Genomic DNA, 20,207 nt, shown 5'->3' on the forward strand with positions numbered 1-20,207 from the left:
CACGCCTCAGCGGTGCCGCCTGCGTCGCAGGACCACGAACGCCACGACGGCGAGTGCCGCCGCGACGGGCAGCACGCGCTTCAACACCGGCACGCCTGCCGTGTCGATCAGGTCGATCGGCTCGTCGGGGACCACTCGGAGATGCTGCTGTTGCGCCACCTCGTCAGGATCCACGGATACCAGCGTGCCCGCCAGGCATTCCGCGAACTGGTCGACGAGCTTGCCGCTGACCTCGGCGATCAGCCCGCGGCCCAGTTGCGCCGGACGGCCGGTGATCGCCAGGTCGGTCTCCACCTCGACCGTGTCGCCGACGACGAAGGTCACCAGGGCGGACGCCGTGCCGTTGCCGCGGGTGTCCTTGCCCGCGGCCTTCATGACGGCACGGCGCAGCACCGGGTCGATCTCGACGAACTCGCCGCTCCCCCGGTACAGCAGCTGCACCGGGCCGAGCTTCACCTTCACCTCTCCGCTGAACGTCTTGCCGTCCACCGAGGTCAGCGTGGCGCCGGGCAGGCACGGCGCCACCCGCTCGGGGTCGAGCAGCGCCTCCCACACCTCCTCGGCGGGCGCCGGTGACGGGAACGAATGCGTCAGCTTCATCCCGCGACCGCCGCCGTCAACGCACGTCCGGTCAGCACACGGGCCAGGTTGTCCTTGTAACCGTCACCCGTGGACGCGCGCACGGCGGCGGCCGAGATCGCGTCGGCCGAAGCGGGCTGCCCGACCAGCGCCTCCTCGACCTCGGTGGCGCGCACCGGACCGGAGCCCACGTTCGTGAGACCGACCCGGGCCGCGGCGATGGCACCGTCGCGCACCTGCACGGCGGCCGCGACGGCGACGATCGACCACGCCTGCGCGACCCGGTTGAGCTTCTCGTAGTGCGCGCTCCAGCCGGTGTACTTCGGCACCCGGACGTCGAGCAGGATCTCGGCGGGGCCGAGCGCCGTCGTGAAGTAGTCGACGAAGAACTCCGACGCGGGCACCTCACGCCGCCCGGACGGCCCGGCGATGATCATCACGGCGTCCAGCGCCAGCACGGGCGCCAGCAGGTCACCGGCCGGGTCCGCGTGGCACAGCGAGCCGCCGAACGTGCCGCGGTGCCGGATCTGCGGGTCCGCGATGGTGTCCGTGACCAGCTTCAACAGCAACGCGTGGTCCTGCACGAGATGATCACGCTGCACCTCGTAGTGCGTGGTCATGGCACCGATGAGCAACGAGTCGCCGTCGTCGCGCACGCCGGTCAGCTCGGTCAGGCCACCGATGTCGATCAACGCCGTGGGCGCGGCGAGCCGCATCCTCAGCACCGGCACGAGCGACTGCCCGCCCGCGATGACCTTGGCGTCCTCGCCCTCCTCCGCGAGCATCCGCACGGCTTCGTCCACAGTGGACGGGAACAGGTACCTGAACTCCGCCGGGATCACGACTGCCCTCCCTGCGCGTCGATCGAACCGAGCCCGCCCGCGGCGACCTCGCCCGCACCCGAATCCTCACGACCGCGCAACGCGGTCCACACGCGTTCCGGCGACATCGGCATCTCGATGTCCCGCACGCCCAGGTGCCGCACGGCGTCCAGCACGCTGTTCACCACGGCCGGCGTCGAGGCGATCGTGCCGGCCTCGCCGACTCCCTTGGCGCCCAACGGGTTCGACGTCGCCGGTGTCGCCGTGCGGTCCGTCAGGAACGCCGGCAGGTCGGCCGCGCACGGCACGAGGTAGTCGGCGAACGTCGCCGACGTCAGCGTGCCCATCTCGTCGTGCGTGGCCTCTTCGTACAACGCCTGGGCGATGCCCTGCGCCAGTCCGCCGTGCACCTGACCGTCGACGATCAACGGGTTCACGACCGTGCCGACGTCGTCCACGGCCACGTACCGCACGATCTTGACCATGCCCGTCTCGGTGTCGACCTCCGTCGCGCACAGGTGGGTTCCGTGCGGGTACGAGAAGTTGTCCGGGTCGAACGTGGCATCGGCGTCCATGCCGGGTTCCATGCCCTCGGGCAGGTCGTGCGCGACGTGCGCGGCCAGCACGACATCGCCCAGCGTCCGGGCGGTCGACGTGCCGCGGACGGAGAACGAACCGGAGGCGAACTCCACGTCCGCCTCGTCGCACTCCATCATGTGCGCGGCCAGCGTCCTGGCCTTGGCCAGCACCTTGTCCGCCGCGTACACCAGCGCCGTGCCGCCGACGGCCAGCGAACGCGACCCGTAGCTGTCCATGCCCTTGTGCGAGGTCGCCGTGTCGCCGTGCAGCACCTCGACGTCCTCGAACGGCACGCCGAGCCGGTCCGCGACGATCTGCGACCACACCGTCTCGTGGCCCTGCCCGTGCGGCGAGGTCCCGGTGATCACCTCGACCTTGCCGGTGGGCAGCATGCGGATCGACGCGGTCTCCCACCCGCCCGCGCCGTACCGCAGAGCGCCCAGCACCCGTGACGGCGCGAGGCCGCACATCTCGGTGTAGGTGGAGATCCCGATGCCGAGTTGCTTGACGTCACCGGACGCACGGCGCCGCGCTTGCTCCTCGCGCAGTTCGTCGTACCCGAACAGTTCCATCGCACGGGCCGTCGCGGCCTCGTAGTTGCCGGAGTCGTAGGTGAGTCCGGCGACCGTGGTGAACGGGAACTCCTCGTGCTTGATCCAGTTCATCTCGCGGAGCTTCATCGGCTCCATGCCGAGCTCGACCGCGAGCTCGTCCATCATCCGCTCGATCGCGAACGTCGCCTCGGGCCGTCCGGCACCGCGGTACGCGTCCGTCGGCACCTTGTTCGTGAACACGTTCGTGCACTCGAAGCGGTAGCCGGCGAACTTGTAGATCGAGTTGAACATGAACGCGCCGAGGATCGGCACGCCCGGTGTGACCAGGCGCAGGTAGGCGCCCATGTCGGCGAGCAGCTCGACCTTCAGGCCGGTCACCGTGCCGTCGCGGCGGGCGGCCAACGTGATCTTCTGCAGCTGGTCGCGGCCGTGGTGCGCGGACAGCATCGACTCGGTGCGGGTCTCCGTCCACTTGACCGGACGCCCCATCCGGCGGGCGACCAGCAGGCAGAGCAGCTCCTCCGGCGTGACCTGGAGCTTGCCGCCGAAGCCACCGCCGACGTCCGGTGCGATCACGCGCAGCCGGTGCTCGGGGATGCCCGTGACGGCCGACAGCATCCACCGCAGGATGTGCGGGATCTGCGTCGCCGACCACACGGTGAACATGCCCGCGGTCGAGTCGACGACCACCGAGCGCGGTTCCATGAACGCCGGGATCAGCCGTTGCTGCCGGAACGTCCGCTCGATCACGACGTCGGCGGCCGCGATCTCGTCCTCGACGTTCGTCCCCGCGCCCGCCTCGGCGGAGTCGAAGATCCACGTCGCGCACTTGTTCGTGCCCAGGTCCGGATGCACGAGGTCGTTGTCCCGCAACGCTTCTTCCAGATCGAGCACGACCGGGAGGTCCTCGTAGTCGACGTCGATGGCCTCCAGCGCGTCCGCCGCGTGGTAGGCGCTGTCGGCGATCACGAGTGCGACGGCCTCGCCGGCGAAGTTGACCCGGTCGACGGCCATCGCGGGCGCGGGGGGCGACTTCATGTCCTCGGTGATCGGCCAGGCGCACGGCAGGGAGCCCTGCTCGGCGGCGAAGTCCTCACCGGTCAGCACCAGCGCCACACCGGGCATCGCCGTCGCGCGGCTGACGTCGATGTTCGTGATGCGGGCGTGGGCGACGGGGCTGCGCAGCACGGCCATGTGCAGCATGCCGGTCAGCTGGATGTTGTCGGTCCACCTGGTCTGGCCGGTGATGAGGCGGGCGTCCTCCTTGCGGAGCCGGGCCTTCCCGACCTCCGGCTCGGCCGTGGCGGTCATTCGCCACCTACCGGCTGCTTCGCGGTGACGTGCTCGTCGCTGTGCCGCTCCTGGTCAGGTCCGGCGCCGGGCTTCATCCGCTGGGCGGCGTCCTGCACCGCGCGCACGATGTTCTGGTAGCCGGTGCACCGGCAGAGGTTGCCCTCCAGGCCTTTGCGCACGGTCTCGTCGTCGGGGTCCGGCTCGTCCGCGAGCAGGTCGATCGCCTGCATGATCATGCCGGGGGTGCAGAAACCGCACTGCAGCGCGTGGTTCGAGTGGAAAGCCTCCTGCACGGGATGCAACTTGCCGTCGCGAGCGAGCCCTTCGATCGTGGTGACGTCGTGGCCGTTCGCCTGCACGGCCAACATCTGGCACGACTTCACGCTGTGACCGTCGAGGTGGACGGTGCAGGCACCGCAGTTGCCGGTGTCGCACCCGACGACGGTGCCGGTCTTGCTCAATCGCTCCCGTAGGTAGTGCACGAGCAGGAGGCGGGGTTCGACCTCGTCGGCGTATGTCACTCCGTCGACGTTGACCGAGATGTGCATTGAAACCCTCCCAGGGTGGTGGGCCATGAAGTGACGAGGGTCACTCCAGCTTGCTCCCTGTTTGCGGGTTCAACAACCCGATCAACGATGAATCGGCAGTTCGATCTCCGTCAGCCGCCGCCCGCTTCCCTTCCAGCGCAAGGAAATGATCTCCGCGGCAATCGCAACTGCGGTTTCCTCAGGCGTTCGGCCGCCGAGATCGAGCCCGATCGGCGACGACAGCGCCGCAAGTTCGGATTCGGTCATTCCCGTTTCTCGCAACCGGTTCAGTCGATCTTCGTGCGTCCGGCGGGACCCCATCGCGCCGACGTAGCCGACCTTCAGCCGCAACGCGACCTCCAGCAACGGCACGTCGAACTTCGGGTCGTGGGTGAGCACCGTGATGACCGTGCGTTCGTCGAGCTTGGACGCTTCGCGTTCGAGGTACCGGTGCGGCCAGTCCACGACGACCTCGTCCGCTTCGGGAAAACGGCTGCGTGTGGCGAACACGGGCCGTGCGTCGCAGACCGTCACCCGGTAACCGAGGAACGCGCCGAGCCGTGCCATCGAAGCGGCGAAGTCGATCGCGCCGAACACGAGCATGCGCGGCGGCGGTTCGAACGAGTTCACGAAGACGCTCAGGCCCTCGCCGCGCCGCTGACCGTCCGGTCCGTACTGGAGCACGCCGCTGCGGCCCGAGGCGAGCATGCCGCGGGCGTCGTCCGCGACGGCGTCGTCGATGCGGGCGCTGCCGAGGGTGCCGTCACGCCGGTCGGGCCACACGACCATGCGGCGGCCGACGCCGTCCGGGTGTTCGACGACCGTCGCGACGGCCACGGGCGCCTCGGCGCGGACGGTCTCCACCACCTCGGCGAGCTGCGGGAACGTCTCGGCGTCGACCTTCTCCACGAAGATGTCGATGATCCCGCCGCAGGTCAGCCCCACCGCGAACGCGTCGTCGTCGCTCACCCCGTACCGCTGCAGGACCGGGGTGTCGGTGGACTGCGCGAGGTCGTAGACCGCGCCCTCGACGCAGCCGCCGGACACGCTGCCGACCGCCTCGCCGTCCTGCGTCACGAGCATCGCCGCGCCCGCCGGCCTGGGCGCCGAGCTGAAGGTCGCGACCACCGTGCCGACCCCGACCGTCTCACCGTTCGCCACCCGTTCGGCGAGGTCGAAGAGCACATCACGCACGGCGTACCTCCTTCAGAAGTTCTTCGAGCGCGTGCACGCTGTGTCCGGCGACCATGGTGTCGACGTGCGGGAGCGCCGCCACCACACCGCCCTGCAATGGACGATAACCCTGTTTGCCCGCATGGGGGTTGGCCCAGATGACCTTGTGGCTCAGCCGCCGCAGCCGCGCCATCTCCGCCGCGAGCAGGGTGGTGTCACCGCGTTCCCAGCCGTCGCTGAACAGCACGACGACGGCACCGCGTTGCCGCCACCGCTGGTTGAACCGGCGCAGCGCATCGCCGAGGCGCGTACCGCCCTCGTAGTCGGGGATCGCCCTGCCCGCCGCCCGCAGCGCGCGTTCCGGATCGCGTTCCCGGAGCTGGCGGGTCACGCGGGTCAGCCTGGTGCCGATCGTGTGGACCTCGGCGGGCACGGCGCGGGCGACGACGTGCGCGAACCGCAGCAGCGCGTCCGAGTAGGCGGCCATCGAGCCCGAGACGTCGATCAGCAGCACGAGCCGGCGGGCCTTCTCGCCCCGGCGGCGGTGGCGCGGCAACGCGATCTCGCCGCCGGTCTCGATCATCGCCCGGACCGTGCGGGCCAGGTCCATCCGCCCGCGCCGGGCCTTGCGGAGCCTGCGCGACCGGCGCCTCGGGGGCAGTGGCGTGAGCCGTGCGATCAGCGGTGCCGCGTCGAACTCGGAGATGTCCTTGTGCTTCAGCACTTCCACGTCGGACGCGGCGACGCCGACGGTCACCGAGTCCAGCTCGACCGTTGTGCGTGGACGGGGCGGGGCGCCGCCGAAGTACGCGCGGTAGGCGGCGTCGTAGCGCGGCAGGTCGTCCGGGTCGGCGCACAGCGTGAGGCGCCCGGCCCAGTACAGGTCGACGTGCTCGGTGGCCCGCAGGAACGCCTGGACGCGGTCGGGCCCGCACTGGAGTCCGGCGCCCCGCAGGACGCTCGTGAACCCCACGCAGGCTTCCGTCACCCCACGATTGTGCTCCCGATGACGCGTTCCGCGTCTTCTCGGTACTTCAGCACCGCGCCCAGCGTCTCCGCGTCCGGCTCGGTGCGCCCCAGCGCCTGCAACGCCCGCGCCCAGTCCAGCGACTCCGCGACGCCCGGCGGCTTGAGCAGGTCGAGCCCGCGCATCTTCCCGACGGCCTCGGCGACCTTGCGCGCGAGCCGTTCGTCGAGACCGGGCAGGGTGCGGCGCAGGATGGCCACCTCGCGGTCGAGTGCCGGGTGCTCGAGCCAGTGGTAGAGGCAGCGGCGCTTCAGCGCGTCGTGGACCTCGCGGGTGCGGTTCGAGGTCAGCACGGTCAGCGGCGGTGTCGTGGCCCTGATCTCGCCGAACTCGGGGATGCTCACGGCGTTCTCGGACAGCACCTCCAGCAGGAACGCCTCGAACTCGTCGTCCGCCCTGTCGATCTCGTCGACGAGCAGCACGCACGGCGCGTTCTCCAGCGCCTGCAACAGCGGCCTGGCCAGCAGGAACCGTCGCGTGTAGAGGGACGCCTCGTCCACCTCGCCGCGGGTCTCGAGCACGCGCAGGTGCATGAGCTGACGCGGGTAGTCCCAGTCGTACAGGGCCTGCGTGGCGTCGATGCCCTCGTGGCACTGCAACCTGATCAGCGGGACGTCCATCGCCTTGGCCAGCGCCAGCGCGAGGGAGGTCTTGCCGGTGCCGGGTTCGCCCTCCAGGAACAGCGGCCGCCCCATGCGGACCGCGAGGAACGCCGCCGTGGCCACCCCGCCGTCCGGGAGGTAGCCCGCGCGGTCGAGCCCTGACGCCAGCTCCTCGGGGGACTCCATGACCCTCAGAGTACGACTCAGGGTCGGATTCGGGGTGGTCACCGATGTGCCGGGCGTCGAGAACGACGAGTCTTGAGCCATGACGAACAACGTGCTCAACGACGCGACGGCCCAGGTCAAGAAGCTCCGCAGGAGCCGCAGCGACAAGATGCTCGCCGGCGTCTGCGGCGGTGTCGCCAAGATGATCGGCGTCGACGCCGCGATCCTGCGGATCATCCTCGTGGCGGCGACGCTGCTCGGGTTCGGCACCGGAGCGATCCTCTACGTCGCCGCCTGGATCCTCATGCCCGAGGAAGAGCCGGCCGTGTGATCACCGTGGAAAACCAGGAACTCCGGGGAGCCGCTGCCACGGGTGGGGTCCGGTGAGGGGCCGGTACTCCACCCCCAGTGCGTCGAGCCTCGGCAGGTGGTGCTCCTCGAGCCGCCGCACGAACCCGGGGTCCTTCTCCGCCGGGGACCACACGACCTCGGCGAACGCGGCCAGCCTCGGGAACGCCGCGTAGTCCACCCGCCGGGCCGAGTCGAGGTGCTCGGTCCAGATGTTCGCCTGCGCGCCCAGCAGGCGCCCCGGCTCCTCGCCGGTGAGGCCTCCGGGCACCGGGTCCCACGCGTAGACGTCCTCGAGCGTCGTCAGCGTCCCCACCGGGATCGGCTCGCCGGGCGAGTCCGACTGCCGGTAGTCCAGGTAGACGTGCTGCTCGGGGCACATGACCACGTCGTGGCCGTCGCCCAGCGCCGTGATGCCGCCCTCCACCCCGCGCCACGACGCGACGACCGTGCTCGCGGGCAGCGGACGGGCGTCCAGGACCTCGTCCCACCCGTACGGCCGCCGGCCCCTGCTGACGACGTGCTCGGCGATGGCACGGACCAGCACGCCGTCCTCGTGACCGGGTGCCTCGTCGCCGCCGAGTCCGATGACCTCCGCGGGGAAGACGTCCATCAGCTCGTCGAACACGTTCCGGTAGAAGTCCACTGTGGACTCATTGGTGTTGAGCACGCGTTCGTTGACGCCCCAGTCGGTCCAGACACCGCCGCCGTGCACACCGAGTTCCGGGTAGGCCGCGATCGCCGACTGCGAGTGCCCGGGGATGTCGATCTCCGGGATCACCGCGATGTGCCGCGCCCGCGCGTACGCGACGATCTCGCGCAGGTCGTCCTGCGTGTAGAAACCGCCGTGCGGACGGCCTTTCAGACCGCCGGAGCGCCGGTCGCCGAACCGCGAGTCCTCCCGCCACGACCCGACCTCGGTGAGCTTCGGGTAGCGCTTGACCTCGAAGCGCCAGCCCTGGTCGTCGGTGAGGTGCAGGTGCAGGACGTTGAGCTTGTGCACGGACAGCAGCTCGACGTACCGCAGCACCTCCCGCTTGGGCAGGAAGTGCCGCGCGACGTCGAGCATCACGCCGCGCCACCCGAACCTCGGGTAGTCGACGACCTCGCACGCCGGGATGACCGACGGTTTGTCACCGGCGGCCCGGAACGCCTGTGCGCCCAGGAGTTGCCGCAACGTCTGCAGCGCGTTCATCTCCCCCTCCGCGTCGTGCGCCTCGATCAGCACGCCGTCGTCGGACGAGAGCAACCGGTAGCCGCCGGGAGGACCGTCGACGAGGACGGTCTCCCAGCCCTTGTACTCGCAGAGCCGTCCACCGTCCACGTAGGACACCGGGCGCGGGAGGAGGTTCATCCCTTCACCGCCCCGGCGAGACCGGACACCAGACGACGCTGCACGAAGATGAAGAAGATCAGCACAGGGATGGTCATCAGGGTGGAGCCCGCCATGATCGCGCCCCAATCGTTCTGGTCGGGTTTGACGAACACCTGGAGGGCCAGAGGCAGGGTCTGGTTCTCCACGGCCGAGATGATGAACGTCTTGGCGAACAGGAAGTCGTTCCAGGCGTGGATGAACGACAGCACGCTCGTCGCCACCAGGCCGGGCGCGACGAGCGGGAACAGCACCTGCCACAGGAACCGGAACCGCGAGGCGCCGTCCAGGGTGGCGGCCTCCTCCAGTTCCACCGGCACCGCGGCGACGAAACCCCGCAGCATCCAGATGGCGAACGGCAGGCTGAACGCGAGGTGCACCAGCACGAGCGAGCCGAGGTGGTTCAGGCCGAAGACCGGCACGGAGTCGCCCACGGACCGCATCAGGAAGAACAGCGGCACGGTCAACGCCTCGACCGGCACCATCTGCACGACCAGCAACATGATCAGCAGTGTCGTGCGGCTGCGGAACCGGAAGCGGGTCAGCGCGGTCGCCGCGAGGAACGAGATCAGGATGCTCAGCGCCACCACGATCAACGCGACGACGATGCTGTTCACGAAGTAGCGCCCGAAGTTCGCGACCGTGAGCGCCCGCGTGAAGCTGTCGAGCGTCGGCCGCGTCGTCCACGGCACCGGGTCGGCCGAGATGATCTCGTCCTCCGGCTTGAACGCGGACAGGACCATCCAGAACAGCGGAAACGCCACCACGGCGGCGATGACGAGGACGAAGCCCTCGGTCAGCCAGCGCCTCACAGGACCTCCCCCGACCGCTTGAGTGCACGCAGGTAGAACATCGTGATTCCCAGCAACAGCACGGTCATCACGACACCGATGGCCGCGCCGAGGCCGTACTCCGACGCCGCGAACGCCTGCTGGTAGGCGTAGACGTTGAGCACGAGGTTGCGCCCGGCGATGCCGCCGCCGTTGGTCATCACGTAGATCTGCGTGAAGACCTTGAAGTCCCAGATGATCGACTGGATCGTCACCACGAGGATGATCGGCCGCAGCAACGGCAGGATGACGCTCCACGCCGTGCGGAACGCCGACGCGCCGTCCAGTGCCGCGGCCTCCAGCACCTCGCCCGGGATCGCCTTGATGCCCGCGTAGAGCGTCACCATGACGAACGGGAACGAGCACCAGATCACCTGGGCGGCGACGAGTCCGAACGCCGTCCACTTGTCGAACGTCCAGGAGAAGCCCTGGATGCCCAGTACCTCGTTCACGAACCCGAAGTTCGCGTCGAACAGGAAGAGCCAGATCGTCGACCCGGCGACGGCGGGCGTGGACCACGCACCGAGCGCCGCCAGGAACAACGTCATCCGGACCCAGGTGCGGACCCTCGTGGCGAGGATCGCGAGGAACGCGCCCACGAGCAACGTGCCGACCACGCAGACCGCCGCGAACCCGACGGTCTGCCCGAGCACCGTCCAGAACTGCTGGTCCCCCAGCAGCTTCTGGTAGTTCCCGAGACCGAGGAACTCGAGCGGCGCGCCGCCGCTCACCTGTTCCTGGCCGTAGTCGAAGAGCGAGATGAGCACCAGCTGGTAGATCGGGTAGGCCAGCAGGCCGCCCAGGACCAGCAGCGCTGGAGCCAGGTAGGCGAACGCGGTCCGCCCCTGGCCTTTGGCGGTCATGCTCACGACGTGAAGGCCGCGTTCATCGTCTTGGCGGCGTCGGCGGTGGCCGTGTCGACGTTCTTCGCGCCGGTGACGATCTCCTGGAGCATCGTCGGCACCACCGCCTGGGCCTCGATCTTCGCCCACGCCGGCGTGACGGGGACGAACTTCGTGCCGGACTGCAGCGTCTTCGTGAACGGCTCCAGGAACTTGTCGGAGTCCGCGACCTGCTCCTGCACGTCGGAGAACGTCGGCAGGTTGCCCATCGCCGTGTACATCTTCTGCTGGTACTTCTTCGACGCGAGCAGCTGCGTGAACTCGGTGGCGAGCGTCTTGCGCTGCGTGCCCTTCATGACGCCGAGCAGGTTGCCGCCGGCGAACGCGGGCGCGACCGAGCCCTTGTCCTTGCCGGGCAGCGGCACGACGCCGTACTTGCCGGCCGCGCTGGACGCGTCGACGGACTTGCGGTTGAAGTCGCCGCCGATGGTCATCGCGGCCTTGCCCGCGCGGAACGCCTCGACGCTCGCGTCACCGCCGTTGCCGGCGCAGGTGGCGGGCGGGCAGATGTCGTCCTTGATCAGCTCGGTGTACTCGGCGACACCGGCCTTGGCCTCGGCGCTGTCGATCGTGGCGCTGAACTTGCCGCCGTCGGACTTGGCGATGTCCCCGCCGTTGGCCCAGATGAACGGGAGCGCGGCGAACAGGTACTTGCCGCCCGCGGAGATGCCGATGAGTTCCGGCTTCTTCTGCCTGATCTCACGGGCCGTCGTGGCGATCTCGTCCAGCGTCGTCGGCGGCTGCAGGCCGAGCTCGGTGAACACGTCCGTGCGGTAGTACAACGCGCGCACGCCGACGAACCACGGCACGCCGTACGTCTTGCCGTCGACCTTGGCCGTGTCGAGGATCGTGGGGACCAGGTCCTTGGACTCGTCCCACTTGCCGAGGTCGAGCTCGGAGAAGCCACCGGCGGACACGTAGCCCGCGAGGTCGGTGTTGCCGAACTCGGCCACGTCCGGAGCGCTCTTCGGGTCGCTGAACGCGGCCTTGAAGCGCTCCGCCCGGCTGGAGACCTGGATGTACTGCACGTCGACGGTGACGCCGCTGTGCTTGCCCTGGAACTCGGAGATCGCCTCCTTGACCACGGCCTCCTTGGGTGCCCGGTTGACCTCGTCGAACAGCCACACCCGCAGCTGCCCCGTCTGCTCGTCCGTGCCGGAGTTCGTCGGTCCCGACTGCACCGGGGCGCAGGCGACCACCGCGCCCACGCCCAGCACCGCCGCGAGTGTCTTCAACCGCATCGTCGCGCCCTCCACGTTGCGTATGTTGCAACAGCTATTTCACAGGAAGCAACGTGACTGTAGAACGGACTACGTCAAGGGTCTAGACCAGACGATTGACCCATTCCCGAACTGATGCCGAATCGACCGGCGAGTCCCATCCGGACGGACGGACCGCGCTGCCGACGTGAAAACCCTTCACGCCCGCGGCCAGCAGTTCCGGCACGTGCCGCTGTTGCAGACCGCCTCCGACGAGCAGCGCGGGCGGACCCTGGGTGACCAGCTCCTTCAGGTTCTCGATCCCGTCCTCGACGCCCTTGGCGCTGCCCGCCGCGAGCACGGTGTCGCAGCCGAGGGTCTTGACGACCCCCCAGGAGCGGAAGACGTCGTTCGAGTTGTCGAGGGCGCGGTGGAAGGTCCAGGCGCAGCCCTCCAGTTCGGCGAGGAGGTTGAGCGTGACGCCCTCGTCGACCTCACCGCCCGCGTCGAGGAAGCCGAGCACGAACTCGGTGGCGCCCGCCTCCCTCAGTTCCCAGGCCTGGCGGCGCAGGTGCTTGAGGTTGCCGGGCGCGAACCCCCTGGCGTCCCTGAGCATCACGCGGATGGGGATGTCGACGGCCTTCTGGACGTCCCTGAAGGTGGAGACCGACGGCGTGAGCCCGTCGCTCGCCATGTCGGCGACCAGTTCGAGCCGGTCGGCACCGCCCGCCTGCGCGGCTTCGGCGTCCTTCGCGTCCAGTGCGATCACTTCGAGAATCGGCATGGTCTAGACCATAACGTGTGCTTTCGTGAATCGGGAGCCTTCACGCCGCCCCTTGCGTCAGAGGCTGTATCTGCTCGCCTGAGCACCGCTCCTTACCTGGTGAGCGCAGTGTTCAGGCGTGGAGTCCGCGTCAGCCGGTTCGAGGGGTGCCGGCCGGCGCGGCTCCCACCACTGGCGGCCCGTGACTCGGAGGGGGAATCACGGGCCGCTGGCGTACCCGGAGGAAGATGAGGGCGACCCGGCGGTGATGCTGCTCCAATCGAGTGAATTTTGTATCTACCGCCCAGTTAGCCCTTCATGTGTTGGCGGACGGCGCTGACAAGGGCGGCCGATCGGAGGTGCTGCATGGACGAGCTGCACACGGCGGATGACCGTCCGCCGTGGGACGGGCTTGAAGGCACCGAACGTCATGCGGTGTGCGTGGAAGCCGCACGCGAAGGCAACCGCGAGGCGACGAACGTCCTGGTGACCGAGCTGACGCCGCTCCTGTGGCACGTCGCCCGTGGCCAGGGCTTGGACAGGGCCGCGGCGGAAGACGTCGTGCAGACCGTGTGGCTCGCGTTCCTGAAGAACATCACGAACATCAACGAGCCGAAAGCCCTGGTCGGCTACCTGGTGGTCACGACGAGGCGTGAAGCGCGCCGAACCTGGACACCCAACAAGCGTGAGACGCACCTGTCCGACGAATACGCCGAACAGCTCGAGTCCGACACCGGCCTGCCCGAGGACGTCATGTTGACGGACGACCGCGACCGCCGCCTGTGGCTCGCGTTCGGCCGCCTGAACACGAGGTGCCAGGAACTGCTGCGGCTCACCGTGCTCGCGGGCCGCGCGGAGTACCGGGCAGTCGCAGAGGCGCTCGCCATGCCCCACGGCAGCATCGGTCCGACCAGGGGACGGTGCCTGACACTGCTGCGCAACTACCTGGAGACGGAAGGAGGATCGCGGTGAACGAGATCGACCCGCGCGACGACCGCAGGGGCCCCGAGGACACCGCAGTCCTCTCAGAGCTGAACAGGCTCGTCGACGAACTGGACCCGCCGCCGGCCGACTTGGTCGACCGCGTGAAGTTCGCGATCGCCCTGGAGTCGCTGGACGTGGAAGTGGCGCGGTGGGAACGGGCCGGGTCGTTCGCCGGGGTGCGGGGCGGGCAGACCGGCACGATCACGTTCACCGTGGACAACCTGACGTTGATGGTGAACTTCACCTCGACCGGGTCACGGCACCGGATCGACGGGTGGCTGGTGCCGGCCGGGGAGCACGAGGTGGAGGTTCGGGTGGCCGATCACCAGTCCTCGTGCACGCGGGCCGATGACGGGGGGCGGTTCGTGTTGCCCGACGTGCCGGCTGGGACCACGCAGATTTTGGTGCATTTGGTGAATTCTCGTGGGGAACCTGGGCGGACTGTGGTTACGCCCACGATCATGCTTTGAGTTGTTTTTGAGGCGGCGGCTTTCTGGGGTTCTGGGGTTTTGCGGCGGGGCCGGCTTGCGCAGGTGGTTGCGTGTGTCGTGACGAGCCGGGTTGATTCATCGCCGCTTCGCGACGATCGCGATTGGGGCTTGACTTCGGGGCCCTTGCGAGGCCTTTCCCGGCCTTTTAAAAGCCGGGCATGTGAAGCCCGGCCGAGTGGTCAAGTTCAAGGCCTCGCACCCGAAGTCAAGCCCCGATCGCCGTCGGGGTTGAGTCATTACCGCTGATCAGAGCTGATGCCTCATACGGCTCGGCTTCGCCATTGCGCCGGGCGGCTCGGTGGCGCCGACCCATGCCTCGTCACGCGCGTGAGTTCGTGCCAGCCTCGGGCTTCGCCCCTCGCGGACCTTGCCCTCGCCAAGCGCCCCGCCAACCCGGCAGCCCCCTCACGCCGCTCCATCGCCCGCATCACACCAGGTGTCGGCCCCGGCCCCAGCGGCCCACCATGCCTCGTCACGCGGCCTCACTCCCCACCAGCCCGCCACACCTCGTTCTCGTGCGACCCCGCCCCATCCCCCACCCCGCGCCACCACCCCGGAGACACCGAAAGGCCCGGCTCGCCGAGGCGAGCCGGGCCTTTCAGGAGTGGTGCGTCCTGCGGAGTGGACTCAGAAGTCCATGCCGCCGGCGTCCGGCGCGGCCGGCGCGGCGTTCTTCTCCGGCTTGTCCGCGACGACGGCTTCCGTCGTCAGGAACAGGGCGGCGATGGACGCGGCGTTCTGCAGCGCGGAGCGCGTGACCTTGGCCGGGTCGATGATGCCCGCCTTGATCAGGTCCTTGTACTCGCCGGTCGCGGCGTCCAGGCCCTCGCCCGAGGGGAGGGACTTGACGCGCTCGACCACGACGCCGCCTTCGAGGCCGGCGTTGACGGCGATCTGCTTCAGCGGGGCCTCGACAGCGACCTTGACGATGTTCGCGCCAGTGGCCTCGTCGCCCATGAGCTTCAGGCCCGCGAAGGCGGCCTCGGCGGCCTGGAGCAGCGCGACGCCACCACCGGCGACGATGCCCTCCTCGACGGCGGCCTTGGCGTTGCGGACCGCGTCCTCGATGCGGTGCTTGCGCTCCTTGAGCTCGACCTCGGTGGCCGCGCCCGCCTTGATGACGGCGACGCCGCCGGCGAGCTTGGCGAGGCGCTCCTGGAGCTTCTCGCGGTCGTAGTCGGAGTCCGACTTGTCGATCTCGGCGCGGATCTGGTTGACGCGGCCCTGGATCTGCTCCGCGTCGCCCGAGCCCTCGACGATGGTCGTCTCGTCCTTGGTGACGACGACCTTGCGGGCCTTGCCCAGCAGCGAGATGTCGGCGTTCTCCAGCTTCAGGCCGACGTCCTCGGTGATGACCTGGCCACCGGTGAGGGTGGCGATGTCCTGGAGGATGGCCTTGCGACGGTCACCGAAGCCCGGGGCCTTGACGGCGACGGACTTGAAGGTGCCGCGGATCTTGTTGACGACCAGCGTGGCCAGGGCCTCGCCCTCGACGTCCTCGGAGATGATGAGGAGCGGCTTGCCGCCCTGCATGACCTTCTCGAGCAGCGGGAGCAGGTCCTTGACCGTGGAGATCTTGGAGCCGAACAGCAGGATGTACGGGTCCTCGAGGACCGCTTCCTGGCGCTCGGGGTCGGTCACGAAGTAACCGGAGATGTAGCCCTTGTCGAAGCGCATGCCTTCGGTGAGCTCGAGCTCGAGACCGAGGGTGTTGCTCTCCTCGACGGTGATGACGCCTTCCTTGCCGACCTTGTCCATCGCCTCGGCGATGAGCTCGCCGATCGTGGGGTCAGCGGCGGAGATGGACGCGGTAGCAGCGATCTGCTCCTTCGTCTCGATCTCCTTGGCGTTCTTCAGCAGCTGCTCGGCGATGGCCTCGACGGCCTGCTCGATGCCGCGCTTCAGACCCAGCGGGTTGGCGCCGGCGGCCACGTTGCGCAGGCCCTCGCGGACCAGCGCCTGGGCGAGAACGGTCGCGGTCGTCGTGCCGTCACCGGCGACGTCGTCGGTCTTCTTCGCGACCTCCTTGACGAGCTCGGCCCCGATCTTCTCCCACGGGTCCTCGAGCTCGATCTCCTTCGCGATGGAGACGCCGTCGTTGGTGATCGTCGGCGCACCCCACTTCTTCTCGAGCACGACGTTGCGGCCCTTCGGGCCGAGCGTCACCTTGACGGCGTCAGCGAGGGTGTTCATACCCCGCTCGAGACCGCGGCGGGCGTCCTCGTCGAACGCAATCATCTTGGCCATTGCGGTGTGTTCCTCCGCCTTTGTGGATTCTGGGCCACTGCGGGCCGGCAGAGCCCACAGCGGAACACGGTGCGAGTGACCAGGGTGGTGCCCGCGACGGACGACCCCCGAGAGGGCCTCACCAGTCCTAGCCTCACTGTCTTTGGCACTCGACTCAGCCGAGTGCTAGTTCGTGTTTAGCACTCGGGCACGGCGAGTGCAAGCGCACTCAGGGTGAGGTGCGGACGGGCACGGAGGTCGGCAGCGGCTTGCGCGAGGTCGGCTCGTCGCCGATGTTCAGCGACGGCGCGGAGCTCGTCTTGGGCTGGCGTGCGGGTTCGTCGCCCGGCGACAGGATCACCACCACGATGATGATCACCACGATCGCCACCGCGGCCGCGATGACCGGCGCGAACCACGCGGGCCGTTCCTTCTTGCCGGACGTGAACGCGCTCACGCCCACCTGGTTCGGCGGGCGCAGCCGGACCGGGTCCTGCAACGGCTGCTGGTACCCGCCGCCCTGGAACTGGCCCTGCTGCGCGGGCATCGGCCCGGACACCGGCGACTGGGCGGGGAACGAGCCGGACTGCGGCCCGAGTCGATCGGGAGCCGAGCCCTGCGCGACCCCGGCGAGAGCGACGCGGGCGGCGGCGATGAGCTCGGCGCAGCTCGCGAACCGCTGCGCCGGGTCCTTCGACGTGCCCTTGCGGATCACCTCGTCGATGGCCGGAGGCAACGCCACGACCTGCGACAACGCCGGAACGGGCGTGCTGAGGTGGCCCGCGATGACCTCCTGCACACCGCCCTGGAACGGCGGGCGGCCGGAGAGGCAGGCGAAGAGCATGCAGGCGAGCGCGTACTGGTCGGTGCGGCCGTCGACGGGCTCGCCGCGCAGGTGTTCCGGCGCCGCGTAGGTCGGCGAGCCGAGGAAATCACCCGTCCGGGTGCGGTGGCCGGTGGCGCCGCGGCGGGTCAGGCCGAAGTCGGCGACGTAGACGTGCTCGCGCACGCCCTCCTTCTGCGTGACCAGCACGTTCGCCGGTTTCACGTCGAGGTGCACGAGGCCCTTGCCGTGCAGCATGTCGAGCGCTTCGGCCACCTGGGCGAGCAGCGTCAACGTGCGCGCGGGCGTGAGCGGCCCCTCCTTGATGTGCCCGGCCAGGTCCTGGCCGTCCACGAGCCGCATCGCGATGTAGAGCAGGCCGTCGACCTCGTCGAAGTCGTACAGCGGCACGATGTTGGCGTGGTCGATCGCCGAGGTGTTGCGCGCCTCGTCCACGAACCGCTCGCGGAACTCCGCGTCGGGTGCGAGGTGCTCACCGATGACCTTCAGCGCGACCTTCCGGCCGAGCCTCACGTCCGTGGCCCGGTACGTCACGCTCATGCCACCGCGGCCGAGCACTCCGTCGATCCGGTAATGCGCGATTCGCCGTCCGCTCAGGTCCTCCGACACGCGAGGCAGCCTAACGTCCGGCGAGATCGGCTTGCTCCGGGTTGGCCAAAGCTGTGATCAGAGGGACTCGGGCGCGGGCGTCCCGCGCGGCGCTACCCGGCCCGGCGCACGTCCGACGCCTGGCTGCGCCCGTCCCGTCCGGCCTGCACCTCGAACTCCACCCGGTCGCCTTCTGAGAGCGTCCGGAAGCCTTCCATCTGGATCGCCGAGTAGTGCACGAACACGTCGGGCCCGCCATCGGTCGCGATGAAGCCGTATCCCTTTTCGGAGTTGAACCACTTGACGGTACCGAGAGCCAAGACGTCCTCCTTCAGATCACGCATCTCACGCAAAGCGCAGAGAGCAACGCTAAAAGAAGAAATCTCACGCGGATACCTCCTTACGGAGTCATGAACTCCGGCTGACTCCGTTGGCGCGCAACCAGGTGGTGAGCCGCCGGGGCCCGCGCGTCTGCGTCAGCACGGCCCCGGGACCGGCGAAGTCGAACACCAGGCCCTCACCCGTCTGAATGGATTGCACGCCATCGGGCACTGACGGCCGGAGGCGGCATTGCACGGTGTCCGCGAACGCCACCACGTGGTCGCTGCTGATGGTCACCGCCTCCCCGGCCGCGAGCGTCACGAGGTCGAGCGCGCCGTAGCAGGCGATCACCACGGCGCCCTTGCCGTGCGCGTAGTTCATGAAGCCCTCGGCGCCCCCGAAGATCGCCTGCATCGGCGGCGCCTCCGGGTTCATCGCCACCGTGCTGCTCGACGCGATCCAGCCGTGCCGGGACACGCACCAGCCGTGGGTGCCGTCGAGCTCGAGCTGGTGCAGGTCGCCGGGCAGCACGGGCGTCGCGTCGAGCCAGCCGCCCTCCGCGCCGGCCGTGCACAGCGCGACCGCCTTCGTCCCCGGTCCCTTCACCTCGACCACGAGCCCGTAGCTCGTCGCCGCGATGGTCAGCGGGTCGACCAGCACCGCCTCGCCGGGTGCGAGGACGAGTCTCGCCACGCCGAACGTCGGCGTGTGCCTGGTCCTGACCTGCACGAACAACACCTCCGGGGTGAAACGGGGCAACGCGGTCGTCACGGTCGCCGCGACGTTGGCAGTATGCAGTCGTGTCCCCCACCTCTGTCGCCGAACACCGCAAGCGCGTCGCGGAGCTCGTCGGGCTGATGCCCGTGCTGCAGCTCCCGCTCGACGAGTGCCTCGGGCTCGTGCTCGCCGCCGACGTCATCGCGCCGCTGCCCCTGCCGCCGTTCGACAACTCCGCGATGGACGGGTACGCGGTGCGCGCGGCCGACCTGGCCGGTGAGCTGCCGGTCCGCCTGCGCGTGGCCGACGACATCCCGGCGGGCCGCACCGAGCTGAACGCGCTGGAGCCCGGCACCGTGCAGCGGATCATGACCGGCGCCCCGGTGCCGCCCGGCGCGGACGCGGTGGTGCAGGTCGAGTGGACCGACGGCGCCACGGACACCGTGACGATCAACCGGGCCGTCGTGCCCGGCCAGAACATCCGCACCGGCGGCGACGACGTGCGGAAGGGCGACGCGGTGCTGGCCGCGGGCACGGTGCTGCGCCCGTCCACGCTCGGCCTCGCCTCCGCCCTGGGCCTGCCCGAGCTGCCGGTGCGCCGCCGCCCGCACGTGCTGGTCCTGTCGACGGGCTCCGAGCTGGTCGAACCGGGCACGCCGCTGCAGCCGGGCCAGATCTACGAGTCGAACGGCATGATGCTCGCCTCCTCCGTGCGGGACGCGGGCTGCGTCGCCACGCAGCTGCGGTTCGTGCCGGACGACGTCGAGGCGTTCCACCAGGCGTTGAAGCCCTACCTGGGAGCGGTGGACGTGATCGTGACGTCCGGCGGCGTGAGCGCGGGCGCGTACGAGGTGGTCAAGGACGCCCTGGCGGACCACGAGGTGCAGTTCACCAAGGTCGCGATGCAGCCGGGCGGGCCGCAGGGTTCCGGCCGCTACGAGGGCGTGCCGGTGCTGTCGTTGCCGGGCAACCCGGTGAGCGCGCAGGTGTCGTTCGAGGTGTTCGTGCGGCCGGCGCTGCTGGCGTCGATGGGCCACCCGCGGCCGGAACGCCCCACCGCGCGGGCGGCGATCACGACGGGCCTGTCGTCCCCCGCCGGGAAGACGCAGTTCCGGCGCGGCCTGCACGACCCGTCGTCCGGCCAGGTCGTGACGCCCGTCGGCGGGCCGGGGTCGCACCTGCTGTCGGCGCTCGCGCTGTCCAACTGCCTGATCGAGGTGCCCGAGGACGTCACCGAACTGGCTGCGGGATCCGAGGTCGTCGTGAGATACCTGCAGTAGTTCTGGACGATCTGGGGGAAGC

Annotated in this window: 20 protein-coding genes; 4 read left to right on the forward strand and 16 right to left on the reverse strand. The window is 69.5% G+C overall.

What is annotated here, in order from left to right:
* Window positions 1–6 precede the first annotated feature (6 nt).
* The 7 genes from ND450_RS29765 to ND450_RS29795 form a co-directional block, all read right to left on the reverse strand.
* Window positions 7–600 carry an SRPBCC family protein gene (locus ND450_RS29765; RefSeq protein WP_253321799.1) on the reverse strand — a complete coding sequence of 198 codons (594 nt, stop codon included), beginning with the start codon at window positions 598–600 and terminating at the stop codon, window positions 7–9.
* A complete protein-coding gene (locus tag ND450_RS29770) occupies window positions 597–1,421 on the reverse strand; it encodes a xanthine dehydrogenase family protein subunit M (RefSeq protein WP_253321800.1) in 825 nt (274 codons plus the stop codon). Before ND450_RS29770 ends, ND450_RS29765 begins: the two co-directional genes overlap by 4 nt.
* Complete coding sequence (locus tag ND450_RS29775) at window positions 1,418–3,844, reverse strand: xanthine dehydrogenase family protein molybdopterin-binding subunit (RefSeq protein WP_253321801.1); 2,427 nt, start codon at window positions 3,842–3,844, stop codon at window positions 1,418–1,420. Before ND450_RS29775 ends, ND450_RS29770 begins: the two co-directional genes overlap by 4 nt.
* Window positions 3,841–4,374, reverse strand: coding sequence for a (2Fe-2S)-binding protein (locus ND450_RS29780; protein WP_253321802.1), 534 nt, complete (start codon window positions 4,372–4,374; stop codon window positions 3,841–3,843). The genes ND450_RS29775 and ND450_RS29780 overlap by 4 nt, the downstream gene beginning before the upstream one ends.
* Before the next feature lie 81 nt (window positions 4,375–4,455).
* Entirely contained in the window at window positions 4,456–5,547 is a 1,092-nt protein-coding gene (locus ND450_RS29785) for an XdhC/CoxI family protein (protein WP_089908680.1), read from the reverse strand.
* Window positions 5,540–6,514 carry a VWA domain-containing protein gene (locus ND450_RS29790; RefSeq protein ID WP_253321803.1) on the reverse strand — a complete coding sequence of 325 codons (975 nt, stop codon included), beginning with the start codon at window positions 6,512–6,514 and terminating at the stop codon, window positions 5,540–5,542. The genes ND450_RS29785 and ND450_RS29790 overlap by 8 nt, the downstream gene beginning before the upstream one ends.
* Window positions 6,511–7,422 (reverse strand): MoxR family ATPase, encoded by a 912-nt coding sequence (locus tag ND450_RS29795; protein WP_253321804.1) that lies wholly within the window; start codon window positions 7,420–7,422, stop codon window positions 6,511–6,513. Before ND450_RS29795 ends, ND450_RS29790 begins: the two co-directional genes overlap by 4 nt.
* Between ND450_RS29795 and ND450_RS29800 the strand changes: the two genes are divergently transcribed.
* Window positions 7,421–7,651, forward strand: coding sequence for a PspC domain-containing protein (locus ND450_RS29800; RefSeq protein ID WP_253321805.1), 231 nt, complete (start codon window positions 7,421–7,423; stop codon window positions 7,649–7,651). The two genes, ND450_RS29795 and ND450_RS29800, sit on opposite strands and share 2 nt — an antisense overlap.
* Here ND450_RS29800 and ND450_RS29805 read toward each other — a convergent pair whose 3' ends face one another.
* The 5 genes from ND450_RS29805 to ND450_RS29825 form a co-directional block, all read right to left on the reverse strand.
* Entirely contained in the window at window positions 7,652–9,022 is a 1,371-nt protein-coding gene (locus ND450_RS29805) for a beta-N-acetylhexosaminidase (protein ID WP_253321806.1), read from the reverse strand.
* Complete coding sequence (locus tag ND450_RS29810) at window positions 9,019–9,852, reverse strand: carbohydrate ABC transporter permease (RefSeq protein WP_245785841.1); 834 nt, start codon at window positions 9,850–9,852, stop codon at window positions 9,019–9,021. The genes ND450_RS29805 and ND450_RS29810 overlap by 4 nt, the downstream gene beginning before the upstream one ends.
* On the reverse strand, window positions 9,849–10,733 hold the full coding sequence (locus ND450_RS29815) for a carbohydrate ABC transporter permease (RefSeq protein ID WP_089908666.1): 885 nt from the start codon (window positions 10,731–10,733) through the stop codon (window positions 9,849–9,851). Before ND450_RS29815 ends, ND450_RS29810 begins: the two co-directional genes overlap by 4 nt.
* A 2-nt stretch (window positions 10,734–10,735) precedes the next feature.
* Window positions 10,736–12,013, reverse strand: coding sequence for an extracellular solute-binding protein (locus ND450_RS29820; RefSeq protein WP_253321807.1), 1,278 nt, complete (start codon window positions 12,011–12,013; stop codon window positions 10,736–10,738).
* An 82-nt stretch (window positions 12,014–12,095) separates the two neighbouring features.
* Window positions 12,096–12,755 (reverse strand): copper homeostasis protein CutC, encoded by a 660-nt coding sequence (locus ND450_RS29825; RefSeq protein ID WP_253321808.1) that lies wholly within the window; start codon window positions 12,753–12,755, stop codon window positions 12,096–12,098.
* Window positions 12,756–13,100: 345 nt separating this feature from the next.
* On the opposite strand from ND450_RS29825, the gene ND450_RS29830 reads away from it, so the two are divergent.
* Both ND450_RS29830 and ND450_RS29835 read left to right on the forward strand, forming a co-directional pair.
* The gene (locus tag ND450_RS29830) at window positions 13,101–13,706 is read left to right on the forward strand and encodes an RNA polymerase sigma factor (protein ID WP_253321809.1); all 606 of its coding nucleotides are present in this window, start codon (window positions 13,101–13,103) and stop codon (window positions 13,704–13,706) included.
* A gap of 5 nt (window positions 13,707–13,711) precedes the next feature.
* Window positions 13,712–14,188 carry a carboxypeptidase regulatory-like domain-containing protein gene (locus ND450_RS29835; protein ID WP_169746023.1) on the forward strand — a complete coding sequence of 159 codons (477 nt, stop codon included), beginning with the start codon at window positions 13,712–13,714 and terminating at the stop codon, window positions 14,186–14,188.
* Between the two features lie 648 nt (window positions 14,189–14,836).
* Here ND450_RS29835 and groL read toward each other — a convergent pair.
* The 4 genes from groL to ND450_RS29855 all read right to left on the reverse strand — a co-directional run bounded on the left by groL (window position 14,837) and on the right by ND450_RS29855 (window position 18,959).
* Window positions 14,837–16,456: a chaperonin GroEL gene (gene groL, locus ND450_RS29840; RefSeq protein ID WP_253321810.1), complete on the reverse strand. Its 1,620-nt coding sequence runs from the start codon at window positions 16,454–16,456 to the stop codon at window positions 14,837–14,839.
* A gap of 208 nt (window positions 16,457–16,664) precedes the next feature.
* Window positions 16,665–17,888 carry a serine/threonine-protein kinase gene (locus ND450_RS29845; RefSeq protein WP_253321811.1) on the reverse strand — a complete coding sequence of 408 codons (1,224 nt, stop codon included), beginning with the start codon at window positions 17,886–17,888 and terminating at the stop codon, window positions 16,665–16,667.
* A 92-nt stretch (window positions 17,889–17,980) separates the two neighbouring features.
* Window positions 17,981–18,187 carry a cold-shock protein gene (locus tag ND450_RS29850; protein WP_030470913.1) on the reverse strand — a complete coding sequence of 69 codons (207 nt, stop codon included), beginning with the start codon at window positions 18,185–18,187 and terminating at the stop codon, window positions 17,981–17,983.
* Between the two features lie 88 nt (window positions 18,188–18,275).
* Entirely contained in the window at window positions 18,276–18,959 is a 684-nt protein-coding gene (locus ND450_RS29855; protein WP_371927436.1) for an AIM24 family protein, read from the reverse strand.
* A 29-nt stretch (window positions 18,960–18,988) separates the two neighbouring features.
* Here ND450_RS29855 and glp point away from each other — a divergent pair, with 29 nt between their 5' ends.
* Entirely contained in the window at window positions 18,989–20,185 is a 1,197-nt protein-coding gene (glp, locus tag ND450_RS29860; RefSeq protein ID WP_256557317.1) for a gephyrin-like molybdotransferase Glp, read from the forward strand.
* The last annotated feature ends 22 nt before the right edge of the window (window positions 20,186–20,207 follow it).

The organism is Lentzea sp. HUAS12, from assembly GCF_024125735.1.
Taxonomy (GTDB): domain Bacteria; phylum Actinomycetota; class Actinomycetes; order Mycobacteriales; family Pseudonocardiaceae; genus Lentzea; species Lentzea albida.